The 16,320-nt window shown below is 62.7% G+C and carries 17 protein-coding genes; 10 read left to right on the top strand and 7 right to left on the bottom strand.

What is annotated here, in order from left to right:
* Nucleotides 1-16: 16 nt before the first annotated feature.
* From QQK25_RS08415 to QQK25_RS08395, 5 genes are all read left to right on the top strand, one after another.
* Nucleotides 17-937: an ABC-three component system protein gene (locus QQK25_RS08415; protein WP_205230705.1), complete on the top strand. Its 921-nt coding sequence runs from the start codon at nucleotides 17-19 to the stop codon at nucleotides 935-937.
* The gene (locus QQK25_RS08410; protein ID WP_205230704.1) at nucleotides 934-1,182 is read left to right on the top strand and encodes an ABC-three component system middle component 6; all 249 of its coding nucleotides are present in this window, start codon (nucleotides 934-936) and stop codon (nucleotides 1,180-1,182) included. Before QQK25_RS08415 ends, QQK25_RS08410 begins: the two co-directional genes overlap by 4 nt.
* Nucleotides 1,179-2,900 (top strand): ABC-three component system protein, encoded by a 1,722-nt coding sequence (locus QQK25_RS08405; protein ID WP_205230703.1) that lies wholly within the window; start codon nucleotides 1,179-1,181, stop codon nucleotides 2,898-2,900. Before QQK25_RS08410 ends, QQK25_RS08405 begins: the two co-directional genes overlap by 4 nt.
* 61 nt (nucleotides 2,901-2,961) lie before the next feature.
* Entirely contained in the window at nucleotides 2,962-4,224 is a 1,263-nt protein-coding gene (locus QQK25_RS08400; RefSeq protein WP_205230702.1) for a hypothetical protein, read from the top strand.
* On the top strand, nucleotides 4,221-5,282 hold the full coding sequence (locus QQK25_RS08395) for a hypothetical protein (RefSeq protein ID WP_205230701.1): 1,062 nt from the start codon (nucleotides 4,221-4,223) through the stop codon (nucleotides 5,280-5,282). Before QQK25_RS08400 ends, QQK25_RS08395 begins: the two co-directional genes overlap by 4 nt.
* Before the next feature lie 51 nt (nucleotides 5,283-5,333).
* Here the strand turns inward: QQK25_RS08395 and QQK25_RS08390 are convergent, their stop codons facing one another.
* The 5 genes from QQK25_RS08390 to QQK25_RS08370 form a co-directional block, all read right to left on the bottom strand.
* Nucleotides 5,334-6,617: a hypothetical protein gene (locus tag QQK25_RS08390; RefSeq protein ID WP_205230700.1), complete on the bottom strand. Its 1,284-nt coding sequence runs from the start codon at nucleotides 6,615-6,617 to the stop codon at nucleotides 5,334-5,336.
* Nucleotides 6,610-7,395, bottom strand: coding sequence for a TIGR02391 family protein (locus QQK25_RS08385; protein ID WP_240190311.1), 786 nt, complete (start codon nucleotides 7,393-7,395; stop codon nucleotides 6,610-6,612). The genes QQK25_RS08390 and QQK25_RS08385 overlap by 8 nt, the downstream gene beginning before the upstream one ends.
* 76 nt (nucleotides 7,396-7,471) lie before the next feature.
* Nucleotides 7,472-7,774, bottom strand: a complete 303-nt coding sequence (locus QQK25_RS08380; RefSeq protein WP_137819144.1) for a helix-turn-helix domain-containing protein — start codon at nucleotides 7,772-7,774, stop codon at nucleotides 7,472-7,474.
* Nucleotides 7,758-8,141 (bottom strand): type II toxin-antitoxin system RelE/ParE family toxin, encoded by a 384-nt coding sequence (locus tag QQK25_RS08375; RefSeq protein ID WP_284187533.1) that lies wholly within the window; start codon nucleotides 8,139-8,141, stop codon nucleotides 7,758-7,760. The genes QQK25_RS08380 and QQK25_RS08375 overlap by 17 nt, the downstream gene beginning before the upstream one ends.
* Nucleotides 8,142-8,280: 139 nt before the next feature.
* Nucleotides 8,281-9,483 carry a tyrosine-type recombinase/integrase gene (locus QQK25_RS08370; RefSeq protein WP_205230697.1) on the bottom strand — a complete coding sequence of 401 codons (1,203 nt, stop codon included), beginning with the start codon at nucleotides 9,481-9,483 and terminating at the stop codon, nucleotides 8,281-8,283.
* Between the two features lie 248 nt (nucleotides 9,484-9,731).
* Here QQK25_RS08370 and QQK25_RS08365 point away from each other — a divergent pair, with 248 nt between their 5' ends.
* The gene (locus QQK25_RS08365) at nucleotides 9,732-10,151 is read left to right on the top strand and encodes a DUF1178 family protein (RefSeq protein ID WP_284187532.1); all 420 of its coding nucleotides are present in this window, start codon (nucleotides 9,732-9,734) and stop codon (nucleotides 10,149-10,151) included.
* Between the two features lie 71 nt (nucleotides 10,152-10,222).
* Here QQK25_RS08365 and QQK25_RS08360 read toward each other — a convergent pair whose 3' ends face one another.
* Together QQK25_RS08360 and QQK25_RS08355 are read right to left on the bottom strand one after the other, a co-directional pair.
* On the bottom strand, nucleotides 10,223-10,777 hold the full coding sequence (locus tag QQK25_RS08360) for a flavodoxin family protein (RefSeq protein WP_284187531.1): 555 nt from the start codon (nucleotides 10,775-10,777) through the stop codon (nucleotides 10,223-10,225).
* Between the two features lie 43 nt (nucleotides 10,778-10,820).
* Entirely contained in the window at nucleotides 10,821-11,522 is a 702-nt protein-coding gene (locus QQK25_RS08355) for a pirin family protein (RefSeq protein WP_284187530.1), read from the bottom strand.
* Nucleotides 11,523-11,626: 104 nt separating this feature from the next.
* Between QQK25_RS08355 and QQK25_RS08350 the strand changes: the two genes are divergently transcribed.
* The 4 genes from QQK25_RS08350 to QQK25_RS08335 all read left to right on the top strand — a co-directional run.
* Nucleotides 11,627-12,574, top strand: coding sequence for a LysR family transcriptional regulator (locus QQK25_RS08350; protein WP_284187529.1), 948 nt, complete (start codon nucleotides 11,627-11,629; stop codon nucleotides 12,572-12,574).
* Nucleotides 12,571-13,389, top strand: coding sequence for a helix-turn-helix domain-containing protein (locus tag QQK25_RS08345; RefSeq protein ID WP_284187528.1), 819 nt, complete (start codon nucleotides 12,571-12,573; stop codon nucleotides 13,387-13,389). The genes QQK25_RS08350 and QQK25_RS08345 overlap by 4 nt, the downstream gene beginning before the upstream one ends.
* Before the next feature lie 105 nt (nucleotides 13,390-13,494).
* A complete protein-coding gene (locus QQK25_RS08340) occupies nucleotides 13,495-15,255 on the top strand; it encodes an arylsulfatase (protein ID WP_284187527.1) in 1,761 nt (586 codons plus the stop codon).
* Nucleotides 15,256-15,265: 10 nt separating this feature from the next.
* Nucleotides 15,266-16,320 (top strand): multiheme c-type cytochrome (locus QQK25_RS08335; RefSeq protein WP_284187526.1); only part of this gene is annotated, 1,055 nt, incomplete at its 3' end.

Raw genomic sequence — 16,320 nt, 5'->3', positions numbered from 1 at the left:
TCACGGGCCTGAACCCATGGATCGCATACAGCAGCTCAACTACGAAAAGGACTTCCGCATTGCCTTCTTGGAATCCAAGGGGGACGGGTTTCAACGCCTGTTTGAGAAGCTGATGTCGAAGGCACACCCCAACGATTTCATGGCTTGCCGGCCCTGGGGCAATGTTGGAGACCGGAAGAACGACGGATATCTACCTTCCGCACGAATCCTGTTCCAGAGCTACGCCCCCAATGAGTTGAGCGCCGCCGACGCCATCAAGAAAATCAACGAGGATTTCGAGGGGGCCAAGGAGCACTGGGAAAAATATTTCGATGAGTGGACCTTCGTCCACAACGCTCCTGATGGGCGTCTTGGTCCCCACATCATCGAAGCCCTGGCCAAACTCAGGCAAGACAATCCAAAAATCAAGATCGGCCACTGTGGGTATGAGGAAATGCTGGCGAAGTTCCGCCAGTTGAGCCTTCACGATCTGGAATCCTGGTTTGGCCCTTCGCTGACGATGGAAGCGAACGTCAATCTGGGCTACAGCGACCTGATCGCTGTACTAACCCACATCAGCATCACGCCGGTACCTACGACGAGCGACGTGAAAGACGTGTCGCGCGGGAAGATTGAGGCAAACCTTCTGTCTCAGGCTGTCGCCGATTTCCTTAAGATCGGCATGCAGAAATCGCCACTCGTTGCACAGTTCTTCAATAACTGGAAGAACCCTACCTACGGCGAACAAATCGCGCAGGCATTCAAGAGTGAATACGTAGGGCTGCGGGACGGAGCTCCCCAGCTCCATCCTGATGAAATATTCGGCCGCCTCGAAGCATGGGCCGGGGGCACTGCGAACACCACGCCCACGCACAAGGCGGCCGTGTTGGCAGTCATGGCGTACCTGTTCGACAAGTGCGAGATTTTTGAAGATGCTCAAGCGGTGGGGGCGGCATGATCCTGCCGTCTAAGCATCTCCCACAAGATCGCGCGCTGCTGACCGTCGGCGCGCATGTGTTGACCTTTCTCGCCCGCCCGAAGACTGTCTCAGCGCTGTGGGAGGAATTGAACAAGCATGACGCAGGTCTGGCCGCAATGCCCCGGAGAATCACCTACGACTGGTTCCTGCTCTCCCTCGACCTCTTGTACGCCCTTGGAACCATCGAACTCGAAAGCGGCCTTGTGACACGGAGGACAGCGTGATTCATCATATTTTCAGCACGCTGCCCAGTTTCAAGAACCTTGGCGATCTGAAACCCGGCCTGAATGTGCTGCTTGCCCAGAAAACCGAGGGTGCGACCAGCAAGCAAACGCGCAATCGTGCCGGCAAAACCAGTTTCGTTGAGCTGGTGCATTTTCTGCTGGGTGCCGACGCCGGTCCGGATTCGATTTTCCGTACCCCGGAGTTGGCCGAACACACCTTCGGCATGGACTTCGATCTGAAGTCAGAACGCACGGTCGTCGAGCGCAGTGGTGGTTCCAAAGCCAAAATCTTCGTGACGGCTCTGCCTGCAGCGAAGGTCAAGTTTTCGGCCACCGAGTGGTGCACGTTCCTCGGCGAACAAATGTTTGGTCTGAGCAGCCTTGAAGCTGCCGGCAGCAAGCCGCCTTCGTTCCGGTCGCTGTTTGCCTACTTTGTACGCCGACAGGCGAGCGGCGCCTTCATGACGCCGGAAAAGCAGGCCACGATGCAGGGAACCGGCGACATGCAGATGGCGCTGATGTTCCTGCTTGGATTGGACTGGCAGATTGCCCGGGATTGGCAAGCTGTGCGCGATCGGGAAAAGACCCTCGAAGAGCTGAAGAAGGCGGCCGGGAACGGTGCGTTTGGCTCCATCATTGGCAAGGCCGCTGACTTGCGCACGGAGCTGACCATCCAGGAAGCTCGTCTCAAGAAGCTTCACGCGGAAGTTGAGACTTTCCAGGTCTTGCCGGAATACCGGGAACTGGAGGTCGAAAGCGCCACGTTGACCCGCCAGCTCAACGAGTTGGCCAACGCCAACACCATCGATTTTGCCGCCATTCGCGATCTGGAAAGCGCGCTCGCCTCAGAGGTTCCTCCGGACCATGAAGACCTCCAGGCCGTCTATCAGGAGGCAGGCATCGTGCTTCCTGGCCTGGTCAAGCGTCGCTATGAGGACGTGAAGAGCTTTCACGAATCGGTGGTGCGCAATCGCAAGGACTATCTGTCCAGCGAACTCGAAGCTGCCAAGCTTCGTATCGAGCTGCGCGATAGCAAGAAGGCGCAGCTCGACCAGCGGCGCGGCGAAATCTTGGGCATTCTCAGGAGCCATGGTGCGCTCGAACAGTTTCTCAAACTGCAAGGAGAACTGGGACGGCTGGAATCCGAAGTGGAATCGCTGCGGCAACGCTTCGAGGCTGCCGAGCAGCTTGAAGGCACTAAGAACGAGTTGGAGATCGAGCGCAATCGGCTCACGATCCGCCTGCGGCGTGACTTCGCCGAGCAAAAGGACCGACTGGCCGAAGCCATCGTCGCCTTTGAGGAAACCTCGCAACGTTTGTATGAATCGGCCGGCAGCATGACGGTCGATGAAACCAGCAACGGACCGATATTCAAGTTTCCGATGCAGGGCGAACGCAGCAAGGGCATCAAGAACATGCAGATCTTCTGCTTCGACATGATGCTGATGCGCTTGTGCGCCAAGCGGCGGATGGGGCCGGGATTCCTGATCCACGACAGCCATCTGTTCGATGGCGTTGACGGGCGCCAGGTCATCAGCGCCTTGCGTCTTGGTTCGGAGATCGCGCAGGAGCTTGGTTTTCAGTACATCGTGACGATGAACGAAGACGATGCCTTCAAGGAAACCATCGATGGCTTCGATCTTAACGACTTTGTGCTGCCTAAGCGCCTGACAGATGCCACCGAAGACGGTGGATTGTTTGGCATAAGGTTTGGGTAAATAGATTGGTAGAAACTGGTATCTAGGCGTGGCGGCTCATCGCTGCCCTTAAGGGAGAAAAATGGATAAGAAGACCAAGGGATCGTGGTTGATCCATCACACCAATAAGCTGCAAGGGGTCACCAACCAATCCGGGTATGAGAAAACCTACCTGGCGGGAAAGGCCGGAATACTGCTGTCAGCCATTTCCGCCAATAAGGACACGACTGTCAATAATGACAGGCTGGCCGTTTTGGCGAAGGCAGCCAACATCAATGCAACATTTGAGCTTCCAAAGCTTATTGAAGTGTTGCAGCAGCAGAAGCTCATCGACAAATCATCAGGCGGAGTTGCCGTGCTTGGCGTGACAACGGCCACGGCGCTGCAGCACACCTCTGACCTCTTCGATTCGCTCACACCCGGTGCTAACGAGGTCGCTTCAATCGCGCTTGCAGAGCGCGCCTCAGTGGCGCCGATTCTCGCAAACGATGTCGCCAGTGATCTGGCCGATACGTACAAGCTGGCTGCCGCCGATCTAGGCCAGCTATTCTCAGAGGCAGAGCAGATAGGTTTTGTCGACGCTGAGAAACTGGGTGGTAACCAGACGCTTTTATTCAACGGCAACCTATTTCGACGCGATACCACTCAAAAGATCAAGGCCGTCCTGGATTCGTTGAGCGCGGCAGAGCAGGCGAAGCTCAATGAGCTTACCGAAACATTGCGGAAGCGAGCATGTGTTAGTACCGACCAAGCAAAGCAGTTTCTGGGTGAGGCTCTCTTTCAGAAGGTGACGGCGATCGGCCTATTCGACATCAGTGTCGTCAGTAACTCAACAGAAGATGTTGGTTTCCTTACCTTGCCGTCGGCGTTCTCCAAGTACAGCAATTCGATGGTTGATGACGCCTTCGACCTTGCGAAAGCCTTTGTCAGCTCCGTCACCTACGGTATGACAAAGAGCTACTACGAGCGCGGGCAAATTCAGATGGTCGATGCTTTGTTGGGTGCTTTGGTGCGGGGCGAAAGCGTTGGTCCGGTTCGGGCAATCGCTGAAGATTACAAAGTGCTCGAATTGAAGGGAGTGGTCGAAGTAAAACAAGGGACCAAGAAGGGGCGGACCGGCCCGATGCTTCGCCTTCTGAAGACAGAAGTTGGCGAACTGGCTCTCCAAGCGATTCGACAAGGGGATGTCAGCGAGCATTCTCTGAACGCTCTACCAACCGCGGCAGTTACCACATTCAACGGCCCTGAGCACAATCGTGAGAAGGTTCGGAGGACACAAACAAAGATGAGTCCGAAAGCAACGAACGATATGCTCTCCATCCTCCGGACAGGAGGTGGGCTGTGAGCAAGAGTCAACAAGCCTTGTCCAAGGGGCCGAAGATGGAAGAGCTGCTACGCAGCTATTTCCTTAAGGCCGGGTATTACGTTGTTCGTGGCGTCCCGTTTGTGTACGAGGGTTTTGATGTCACTGATATTGATCTGTGGCTCTACAGCCGAACGTCTTCCGTATCGCGCGAAGTTGCCTTGGTTGATGCCAAGAACAAGAAGACCCCCCAGGCCATAGAACGCATCTTCTGGGTGCAAGGATTGCGGATCGCCACGAAAGCGACAAACGCAATCGTTGCGACGACGGAGAAGCGTCAAGAAGTCAAAGATTTTGGCCGAGATCTTGGTGTACTCGTTCTCGATGGCAGCTTTCTCGGAAAGCTTGCCCATGCGGATGACCCAAATGCGACGAGACTTTCGGACGAAGAGTTTTTTGCCAGGATAAATGAATACTCCCTGAGTAAGCTGGATGGTGACTGGCGAGGACGAATAGTTCTTTCCAAGAGCCTACTGGCCAAATCGCTTTCGTTCGATAGTTGTAACGAATGGCTTGGTCAGGGGAGATTCTTTGCCGAGCAATCCATCACCAAGGGAACCCAGCGCGAAACAGCTCTCAGGTGTCTTTACCTCGTTTGCTCGTTCATTGCCATTGCGGTTGATTACTGCATGAAGGAGCTTTCGTTCCACGAGCAGTCAGAGCGTAGTGCGCTGATTAAAGATGGGTTCACGTATGGTTCCAGGGGTAGTTCGGGCTTGAAGAAGGTATTAAATGTCGCAATGGGGCTGGTCGAAGAACATGCGAACGATGGGCCAGCTATTTCTCGGCAGGTGAGAACAAGCGTTGAGAAACAATTGGCCCAACTGAACACTTCGATCTTGGGGGACTTCTTCTCAAAAAACGATGTCGCCCGGACGCTATTCACTGTCGCCAAGGAATTCGAGCAACTGGCCATGGCAAGGGAATTTGCCTCTCATGGTGCAGCAAGCATCGAGCTTCGTAGTACGCTTTTCTGCTTGCTCGACTACTGGGGGATCGACAGGGTGATGTTTTCTGAAGCTCTCGAAGCAAAAAGCTGACCCTTAGCTCCGGGGGTGTCTGCGCGCAGGATGATTTCCGGCATGGGATGGTCATGCCTCTTGGCCAGCTACGGCGTGATTGCGATGCAGGTCCGAAACTACTGCGATCAACCTGTTGATCGGTTCGGCCAGCCGCTTCGGCAATACGCGGTGCTGGGTATGGGTTTTCAGGTCCGCAATCCAGCGATGCGCCACCCACACGTCTTCTTCGGGGTGGTTGTTGTCCACGCCGTTGCAGTATTTGTAGCCAACGAGCGCATCGGTGTGCGATAGCAGGATGCGCGCCATCGTCATGTGGAAGCGATGGGCTTGGAGATCGGCCGGGCCTTTGGGGCGCGGCAAGGTCAGCCGTAGGCACCGCTGGTCGTTGAATTCACTCCAGTCGGGGCCAACGACTTGTCCCGCGCGTTCCAGCATCTTGCGCGACTGCTCATTCTTGCCGTTGACCAAGGCAACGGCGACCGTACCCTTCGGGTATTCCAGTTTCTCGGCGAGCAGGTTCATCCAGCGAACCAGCTTGTTCAGGGTCTCATCGTTGGCAAACACAAGAAACTGATGGCGCTGCTCGTCGTCAAGAAACGTTGGCAATTGCGCATAGAGGGGGTACAGCAGGTCGTGGAGATAGATGTAGGTCTGCCTGCGCCCTTGTTCGTGGCTCCGCGTGGTCGCGGTCAATACCTGCTGTGCCCATTCCGGCGTGAGTTCGGCCAGCGTCATCTCGGTGATGTCGATGGAGATCAGCGGGAACCCGAGCGACTTCCCGATCAGCGCCTTGCGTCCATCAAAGGCGTGGCCGAGTTCGATTTCAACGCCGCCCAGCACCATCGGCTCGGCCTGGACCGGCGGCCCGAGCACAGCAACGTCGAGCCGAAATCTGCTGCCGAATGGCGTCTCCAGGGGATGCTCGGTTGCCACACGGTCGGCGCCGAGCAACAAATTGCCTTCCAGCGAATAGTCCGACGCATCTATATCCTTAAACGCCCACGGCATCGCAAGCCCGGCATTCAAGCGTCGGGAGAGTTCAGCCGCGACAAGCTCTTTCGCTTGCCGGTGTTCGGGACTTTCCTGCACGGTGCGCCACCGGCTGGCTTCTTCATCGTCGAAGTGCGCTTTGGGGTTGAAGGTGTGCTGGGCAGGAAGCACCCGGAAATGGGAACGTCGGCGCAACTTCCCGTTCTCAAAGGAAGGGCTGACCCATGTCACCATCTGCCGCGATGCGCCGGGAGACACTAGGGGCCACAGCTTGCGCGCATGTTCCCGGCTGCGAACGTCGCGCGCGGCGATCGTGGTCTGGAAAATTCCTTTTCGAGAGAAGACTACGATCGCCTCATCCATTCTTGTCTTTCCCATATGGCGATACGGCAACTACTTTTGTGGTGCCATCCAGCTTGCGATGGATCAGTGATACCAGCGTCAGGATGTCCAGTGCGTCCTGTTCGGACATGGGCCAATTCGTCTTCGGTGCATGGGCCAGCGGATTGCGCACGGCGCCGAACAAGCCGATCAGCAGGTTGGCAAAGCCTTTCTGCTCGCTCTTCTCGGACTCCGTAGTGAGTGGTCCCAAGGCGAGAACGGGCTGCTGGCCCGCGAATGCCTTGTTCACTAGGTCAGCGCCATCGCCGTTCAAGCCCGACAGTAGGCGAATCCGCTCCGCAACGCCTTTCGTCGCCTCGAACACGGCATGGAAGTAGTTTTCGTCCAGCAGTTCGGCGCGGCAGTAATTCAGCACTTCCGCGTGCACGACGCGACTTTCCAGGGTTGCCTTGAGTCGTCCCGCACGGGCGCGCGCAGCATCGAGCGTCGTGGCCTTGTCGGCGTGCCCGACCTTGCCATCGTCGCGCACGTAGAAGCCGGAGAAGGCAAGGACGACATTGAGTTCATCGCGCCGCCAGGCGAACGTCGCAGGATCGCGGGCATAGTTCACCGGGTTCATCGCGCGGTTGATGAACATGATGAGATGGTTGCCGATCTGATGCTGGTTCTGTGCGCCGGCCAGCGCATTGAACAACCGCTTCCACTTGGTCATGCCGGGGGACGTGTCGGCAATCTCGATTTCTTGCAGCAGGCGTTCGATCTGCGTGCCGCTCAGGCCGCGCTCGGTATCGGCGAGCACGCGGCACGCGGCTTCAAGATGCTGTGAGCTGAAAGGGTCAATTCGTGTCGCCAATGCCTGTCTCCCTCGTCAGGCATCAGATGATGGCCTGCAGGCCCTTGTCGGCGATGACGTTGAGCAGCTTGAGGGCCGGCCCGGTGGGATGAGTGTCGCCTTGCTCCCACTTGCGCACGGTCGAGGCCGACGTGTGCAAATGAAGAGCGAACACCGGCTGGCTGAACTTCAAGGCTTCGCGCAGGCGTTTGATGTCGGCAGCGCTGAACTCCCGCACCGGCGGCGGGCAGATCGCGTCGAACTCGCGCATCGTCACCTTGCTGATCGCTCCCGCTTCGTGGAGCGCAGCCAGGTCGCCACGCAGGGATTCAATGATCTTGCTCACAATGCACCTCCAATAACACGCCCGACTGCAGCGCCTTCGACAAAGCCTCGGCGGACAGTTCTAGGAACACCTTGCCGGCGAATTGCAGCGCCTTCTTCTCTTCCTGCGTGATGTTCGCCTTGTCGCTCTTGGGGAACCCATGCAGGAACACGTAGCGGCTACCGATCCGGGCCGACAGCAGCGTGCGGTAGCCGCCGCTCTTACCGCCGCCGGGGCGGGCAACCCGCTTCTTGTAGAGGAAGCCGCCCAAGTCCGCGTCAATCAGACCGCTTTCCATCTCCTGAACCGCTTTGCACAAGGCGGCATCGGGCAGTTTCTCGCCCGCCTGCCACCGCGCAAAATCCTTTCGCTTGAGGATGCGCGTCATCTTGACCTCCGAACTATACCCGAAACGGGCATACTTTTCCAGCCTCCGGCGCGTTGCATGGGCGGGGAGGGCTGTCGAGCCGATTGGCGTGATGGCGACACGACAATCGGGGCCGACATGGCGGGGCGCTGGCCACTGATCATGTGGCCACCTCTTTCGGTTCTTGGCGCGTGCCGACGACAGACTTCCGCCGGCTTGCCACCAACTCGGCTGCCCTGCGCACCGGGTCGTCCTCGGTGTGGACATAGCGCATGAACATCGCCACGGTCTTGTGCGCGGTCAGCGCCATGCCGACCTTGACCGGGATACCGGAGTTGGCAATGTCGGTCGCTGAGCGGTGGCGGATGCCATGGGTGCCGACCTTCGGCACGCCGGCGCGATCAAGGATGCGGCGCCACGCCTGGTAGTAGGAATGGGGGCCGAGTGGTTTGTCGTGATCGTTGATGGCCGGGCAGACGTAGGGCGATTTGCCATAGCGAGGCGCGTTCGTCAGCAGCCGCCGGGCTTCCTCGCTCAACGGCTTCGACATATCACCCGTCTTGCTGTCCGGCCAGACAACCCGGCCATTGGGCAAATCGAGCCAATCCCATTGCAACAGCAGGATTTCCGACATGCGGGCCGCGAACTCGAATTGCAGCCGGACGGCCAGCAGATAGATCGGATGCTCCAGCCCCTCGGCTTCGGCCTTGTCCAAGTAGGCGAACAGGCTGACCATCTGCTCGTCGGTGATGAGGCGGGTCGAGCCTTTCTCCGGGTACTTGGGCACGTGGCGGCATGGATTGGAGCCGTCGGGCCGGTAGCCCCACAGTTCGGCCAGGTTGAACATCTTGCGGACGAGCGACAGCACGCGGTTGGCCTGCGTGGGGGACTTCTCCATGCGTTTCATCAGCGCAGTGATGTCGTGGCGGGTAACCTCGTGGACCTTCTTGGTTCCGAAAGCTGGGATGACGAAGTTGTCGATCTGGTACTGGTAGCCGTCCTGCGTACTCGGCTTGTTGTGCAGCTTGGAGTGGTCTTCCATGAACCGGCCGCACAGTTCCTTGACCGTCGGTGCTTTGCGGGCTTCGCCCTTGTCGTGGCCGGGGTCGCCGCCGCGCCGGACTTCGGCCAGCCAGTCCTGTGCCAACGATCGCGCCTGTTCGACGGTCAACTCGCCGAACTGGCCCAGCGCCGGCTTGCGACGCACGCCGGAGTTCGTCCGGTACTGAAGCATGAATACTTTGCGGCCGGTTGGTGTAACCTTGCACAAGAAGCCCGGAACAATCGTGTCCCGGAGTTCAACGTCGCAGGTCTGTGCCTGAGCCGCGTCAACAACGCTTTTGGTTAGCTTGATCTTTGCCATTTGGCGCTCCTAGAGTCCCCCGATTCCAGGAGCCGGCTAGGAGCCAAGCGAAATAGAACCGGGGCGGTTTGCATCGCACACCGGCATATGATCCAAGGCATTGGCTCTACGGAAAACCTGCCACAGCAAGCTGTATCCAAGCCCGGCGTTACCCCGGTGCGGACTCCATGCTGTGGCTTAAAATCCGCCGCCGTAAGGCTTACGGGTTCAAGTCCCGTTCCGGGCACCACTTACTGAAGGCAATTTCCGTGATCGTCCTCGACCTCATCTGCGACCAGGAGCACCGTTTCGAGGCATGGTTCGCCTCGGGCGACGCCTTCGAGCAGCAGCGGGCCGCCGGGCTCGTCAACTGCCCTCACTGCAATTCCCACGAAGTGCGCCGGCTGCCGTCGGCCCCCTACGTGCAGACCAGCTCCCATTCCGCGCCGGTGCTGCCCGAACCCGATCCGGCCGCCATCGCCGCGCGGCTCGTCGAAGCCCTGCGCAGCGCCGCCAGCCAGTCGGAAGACGTGGGCGAGCGCTTCCCCGAAGAGGCCCGCCGCATCCACCGGGGCGACGCCGAGGAGCGCGCCATCCGCGGCAAGGCCAATCGCAGCGACCTGCTCGAACTCATCGACGAAGGCATTCCCGTACTGCCGGTTCCGCCGGACAAGGAAGACCTGCACTAAGCGCCACCGCACACATTAAAAGCCGCCCGGCTGGCATGGCCAGGGGCGGCTTTTTTGTTGCTGCGGCGCGATCAGCGCTTGAAGCGCTCCGTCACCTCGGCCACGCGCTGGCCAAACAGGCGGGCGGTTTCCAGATCGCCGGCCGGGATTTCGTCGGGGCTGGCGTCGGCCGGGGTCTGGGCCATCGCGCCGGCGAAGGAGCCCAGCACGTTGATGTCGTCGCGCTGGGCAGCCTTGGTGTTGGCCGGCAGCATGCCGGTGCCAACCCACACGCCGCCGTGCTGCATCGCCAGGGTGAACAGCGCGTGCAGGGTGGCCAGCTTGTCGCCGTTGAGCGACGCGCTGTTGGTAAAGCCGGCGAACACCTTGTCCTTCCACGCCTGGGTGAACCAGGCCTTGCTGGAGGCGTCGGCAAACTTCTTGAACTGCCAGCTCACGGTGCCCATGTAGGTCGGGCTGCCCATGATGATGGCGTCGGCGGCGTTGAGGCTTGCCCACGCGGCTTCGGGCAGGCTGCCTTCGGCGTCGATGGCGACGAGATCAGCGCCCGCGCCCTTGGCGACGGCCTCGGCGAGGCGCTGGGTGTGGCCGTAGCCGGAGTGGAAGACGACGACGATCTTGGACATGGTGGGGTTCCTTCTCTCTGGGGTTGGGGTGTGCAATGGGAAATCAGGGGGCGAGGTCGAAGACCAGCACTTCGGCATCCTCGCCGCCGGTGAGGGCCAGGCTGGCCTCGCCGGAGAGCAGCGCGGCGTCGCCGCCAGCGAGCGCCTCGCCATTCACCGTCAGCCGACCACGCACCAGATGCACGTAGGCCTTGCGGGCCGGGTCGAGGGCCAGCGTGGCGGCCTCGGCGCCGTCGAACAGCCCGGCATACAGGCGCGCGTCGGCGTGGATGGTCACCGAGCCGTCGGCACCGTCGGGCGAGGCCACCAGACGCAACTGGCCGCGCTTGTCGGCGTTGGCGAAGCGCTTCTGCTCGTAGCCGGGGTCGATGCCGGCCTGGCTCGGCTCGATCCAGATCTGCAGGAAGTGGGTCTGGCGGTCGGCGGCGTGGTTGAACTCGCTATGGCGCACCCCGCGCCCGGCGCTCATGCGCTGGACTTCGCCCGGGGTGATCGCGGTGCCGTTGCCCATGCTGTCCTTGTGGGCCAGCTCGCCTTCGAGCACGTAGCTGATGATCTCCATGTCCCGATGGCCGTGGGTGCCGAAGCCGGTGCCGGGGGCGATGCGGTCTTCGTTGATGACCAGCAGGTTGCCCCAGCCCGTCCAGGCCGGGTCGTAGTAGCCGGCGAAGCTGAAAGAGTGGTGGCTGGTCAGCCAGCCGTGGTGGGCGTGGCCTCGGTCGTGGGAGCGGCGGATGGTCAGCATGGCGTTTCCTCCTGTTGATGGGGCCATTGTGGCGGCCCGCGCTGCCGTCGCGGTGCAGGGACTTTGATGGCATCATTCAAAATATCTGAACGATCAAGCCACCCATGCCCCAAAACCCACCCACCCCGCGGGACGTCCTCACCCCCGAGGCCTTCGCCCTGCTCCAGCGCATCGCCGACACCGGCAGCTTTGCCGCCGCCGCCCGCACGGTGGGCATGGTGCCCAGCGCCCTCACCTACCGGGTGCGCCAGATCGAGGACGCGCTGGATGTGCTGCTGTTCGACCGCAGCTCGCGCCAGGCCCGGCTCACCGAGGCCGGCCACGAACTGCTGCGCGAAGGCGGCCGGCTGCTGGGTGAGATCGACGCGGTGGCCAACCGGGTGCGTCGCGTGGCCACCGGCTGGGAGCCCCAGTTCACCGTGGCGGTGGACGGGGTGATCAACCGCAGCACGCTGCTGGAGCTGTGCGCGCGCTTTCTGGCGATGGCGCCGCCCACCCGCCTGCGCCTGCGCGACGAAGTGCTCTCCGGCACGCTGGAGGCGCTCACCTCCGGCCAGGCCGATCTGGCCCTCGGGCTGGTCGTCACCGCCCCGCCGGCGCCGGATCTGCTCACCCGCCCGATGGGCGAGCTGCGCTTCATCTTCGCGGTGGCGCCCCACCACCCGCTCGCCCAGTCGACCGAGCCCATCAGCGACGCGGCGCTGCGCGCCCATCGCGCCGTGGCGGTGGCCGATTCCACCCAGCGCGGCGGCGGCGTCACCTACGGGCTGCTCGAAGGCCAGGACGTATTCACCGTGCCCGATCTGCCCACCAAGCTCGACGCCCAGCTGCGCGGCCTGGGCGCCGGCTTTCTGCCCGAGTGCATGGCCCGCCCCTTCCTCGACAGCGGCCGGCTGGTGGAGCGCCCGGTCGAGCGCCAGACCCGCGCCTTCCAGCTGAGCTACGCGTGGCGCAAGTCCAAGGCGCCGGGCAAGGCCATCCAATGGTGGCTGGAACAGCTGGACAACCCCGTCACCCGGGAAGCCCTGCTCACCCGCGGGCGCAGCGCATGAAGACCATCGACGCCCTGGCCCGCGGGCTGGAGGTGCTGCGCAGCTTGGAGGAGCGCCGCGGCCAGTCGCTGGCCGAGCTGCACCGGGCCACCGGCATCCCCAAACCCAGCCTGCTGCGCATCCTCGACACGCTGGAGCAAGGCGGCTTCGCGTGGCGCGCCATCGGCGACGGGCGCTACCGGCGGCGGGTGTCGCTGATCTTCCGGCCGGGCATCGACGACGAGCTGCTGCGCATCGGCGAGATTGCCGCGCCCTTCCTTGAGGCCCTGCGCCGCAAGGTGATCTGGCCGTCGGACGTGCTGGTGCATCGCAACTTCCGGATGGAGATCGTCGAAACCTCACGCCGCCAGAGCCACCTCAACGTGGCGGTGTACGCCATCGGCTTCCGGGTCGAAATGTTCCTGTCGGCGCCCGGGCGGGCCTATCTCGCTTTCTGCAGCGACGCCGAGCGCGCCGCCGTGCTGACCGACGCCGCCGCCAACCCGCCGCTGCTGGTGCGCGCCCGCCAGGTGCTGGCCGGCGAGCTGCCGGCGATCCTCGACGAGACACGGCGCCTCGGCTACGCCTCCCGCGATCCGCTCTTCGGCGGCGACGGCGAGAAGGAGATGAACGTGTCCGACGACGGCATCGACGCCATCGCCGTGCCGGCCATGCACGACGGCAAAGTGCTCGCCACCATGAACCTGGTGTGGCCGCGCAAGTACCGGCTGAAGGCGCAGATCGTCCGCAACCATCTGGCCGACCTGCAGGAAACCGCCGCCGCCATCGCCGCCGCGGCAGCCGAGGCCGAAACGGAGAAACGTTCCACTGAGTGAAACGGGCGTCACCTGGAACTGCAAATCTCGAGATACCGTGCAAGTATCGCGATACCCGACGAGCCCCATCAGCCCGCCGGCAAAACAACAGCCAGGAGATACCCGATGAAAACCCTTCCGCCGCTTCTCGCGAAGCTGTGCCTGCCCGCCCTCGCCCTGCCGCTGGCCTTTACCGCCAGCGCCGCCGAGCCCGCCAAGCGCCCCAACATCCTGCTCATCGTCGCCGACGATCTGGGCTACACCGACCTCGGCGCCTACGGGGCCGAGATCGCCACGCCCAACCTCGACCAGCTCGCCAGCACCGGCGTGAAGATGACCAGCTTCTACGCCTCGCCCTTCTGCTCGCCCACCCGGGCGATGCTGATGTCGGGCAGCGACAACCACCTGGTGGGTTTTGGCGACATGGCCGAGCTCATCACGCCGGAACAAAAGGGCAAGCCCGGCTACGAGGGCAACCTCAACGAGCGCGTGGTGCCCATGGCCCAGGTGCTGAAGGACGCCGGCTACCGCACCGCCATGGCCGGCAAGTGGCACCTGGGCGTGGCCGAGCAGTTCAGCCCGGCGGCGCGGGGTTTCGAGCAGTCGTACGCGATGGTGATGGGCGGCGCCAGCCACTGGGGCGACCAGACCGGCATCGTGGCGATGGACCCGGCCAAGCCGCCCAAGGCCATCTACCGCGAGAACGGCAAGGCCATCGACATCCCCCGCGACGGCTTCTATTCGTCCGAGGCCTTCACCGACAAGCTGCTCGAGTACATCCGTAACGGCGAAGGCTCCGGCAAGCCTTTCTTCGGCTACCTCGCCTTCACCGCGCCCCACTGGCCGCTGCACGCGCCGGACGCCGACATCGCCAGGTACGAAGGCCGCTACAAGGAAGGCTACGACAAGCTCCGCAAGGAACGCATCGAGCGCATGAAGAAGCTCGGCCTCATCGCCGCCGACACGCCGGTGTATGAAGGCCACCCCAACTGGCCGAAGTGGGACAGCCTGACCCCGGCCCAGAAGGAATCCGAAGCCCGCCGGATGACGGTTTACGCCGCGATGATCGAGAACATGGACCGCCAGATCGGCCGCGTCCTCGCCTACCTCAAGGAGCGCGGCGAGCTCGACAACACCTTCGTGTTCTTCATGTCCGACAACGGCGCCGACGGCAACTCGGTGTATGACGTGGGCCGCACCCGCGAGTGGATCCACAAGGACATGGACAACAGCACCGCCAACATCGGCAAGCCCGGCTCCTTCATCGAATACGGCCCCGGCTGGGCCCAGGTGGGCATGAGCCCCTTCAAGCTCTACAAGTCGTTCATGTACGAAGGCGGCATCTCGGTGCCGGCCATCGCCTGGGGCCCCGGCATCCACGGCGGCAGCGTGAAGCGCGAGTTTGCCCACGTGATGGACGTCGCCCCGACGATCTTTGAGCTCGCCGGCGCCAGGCACCCGGGTACCGAGTACAACGGCCGCGAAGTGCTGCCCCTGCGCGGCAAGTCGATGCTGCCCTACCTGCAGGGCAAGGCCAAACAGGTGCGCGGCAAGGACGACGCGGTGGGCTGGGAGCTCGGCGGCCGCAAGGCGCTGCGCAAGGGCGACTGGAAGATCGTCTATGCCAACCAGCCCTGGGGCACCGGCGACTGGGAGCTCTACAACATCGCCCGCGACCGCACCGAGAGCCGCAACCTCGCCGCCAGCCAGCCCGCGAAGCTGAAGGAAATGCTTGCCGAGTGGAAGCGCTACGTGGCCGAGACCGGCACCCTCGAGATCGACAACCTCGCCAACCGCCCCGGCTACAGCAACGGCGCCAAGTACTACGAGGATCTGGAGATCGAGGTGAACATGAAGCCCCGCAGCGCGGCCCCCGCCACCAACTGAGCACCTCCGAATGCGCGGCCTCCTGGGCATCCTCGCCGCCCTGGCCACCCTCCCCTCCCTTGCGGGGGCGGCGACGCCCCCAGGAGCGCCGCGCGCCCACTACGTGGCCGACACCCAGTGCGCCGCCTGCCACCCCCGGCAGGCGGCCGCCTGGAAGGATTCCAAGCACGCGCTGGCCATGCAGCCCGCCACCCCGGCCACGGTGCAGGGCGACTTCAACGACACACGCTTCAGTGCCCCCGGCGAGACCGCCCGCTTCTTCCGCCGGGATTCGCGCCTCTTCATCAACACCATCGGTGCCGACGGCAAGGCGGCGGACTTTCCGGTGAGTCACGCCTTCGGCCTGCGCCCGCTCCAGCAGGTGCTGATCCCCCAGCCCGGCGGACGCCTGCAGGCCTTCACCGTCGCCTGGGACACCCAACGGAAACGCTGGTATTCGCTCCACCCGGAAGGCGCCCAGCCGCCGGGCTCGCCGCTCCACTGGAGCGGCCGCTTCCAAAACTGGAACCTGATGTGCGGCGAGTGCCACACCACCGCCTACCGCAAGGCCTACGACGACACCACCGACAGCTACCGCAGCACCTGGGCCATCGGCCACGTGGGCTGCCAGGCCTGCCACGGGCCGGGCAAGGATCACGCCGACAGCGCCCGCCAGCCGGGGAAGAAGCCCACCGCCACGCCGATACCGACGCCCAATGGCGCCCTCGCCAGCGCCCACGGCCAGGTGGACCAGTGCGCCACCTGCCACGCCCGGCGCACCCGCATCGTGGAAGAAGCCGCCCCCGGCAAGCCGCTCTTCGACAGCTTCATCCCCGACACCCTGCGCGCGGGCCTCTACCACCCGGACGGGCAGCAGCTCGACGAGGTGTTCGAGTACGGCGGCTTCCGCCAGAGCCGCATGTACCAGGCCGGCGTGGCCTGCGCCGACTGCCACGAGCCCCACGGCGGCAGCTTGCGCGCCAGCGGCAACGCCCTGTGCGTGCGCTGCCACAGCCCCGCGCCCGACCCGCGCTTCCCCGGCCTGCAGGCCAAGCACTACGACGCCCCGGCCCACCACGGCCACGC

Source organism: Zoogloea oryzae (genome assembly GCF_030161255.1).
GTDB classification, from domain to species: domain Bacteria; phylum Pseudomonadota; class Gammaproteobacteria; order Burkholderiales; family Rhodocyclaceae; genus Zoogloea; species Zoogloea oryzae.
This window is presented reverse-complemented; position numbering and strand designations above follow the sequence as displayed.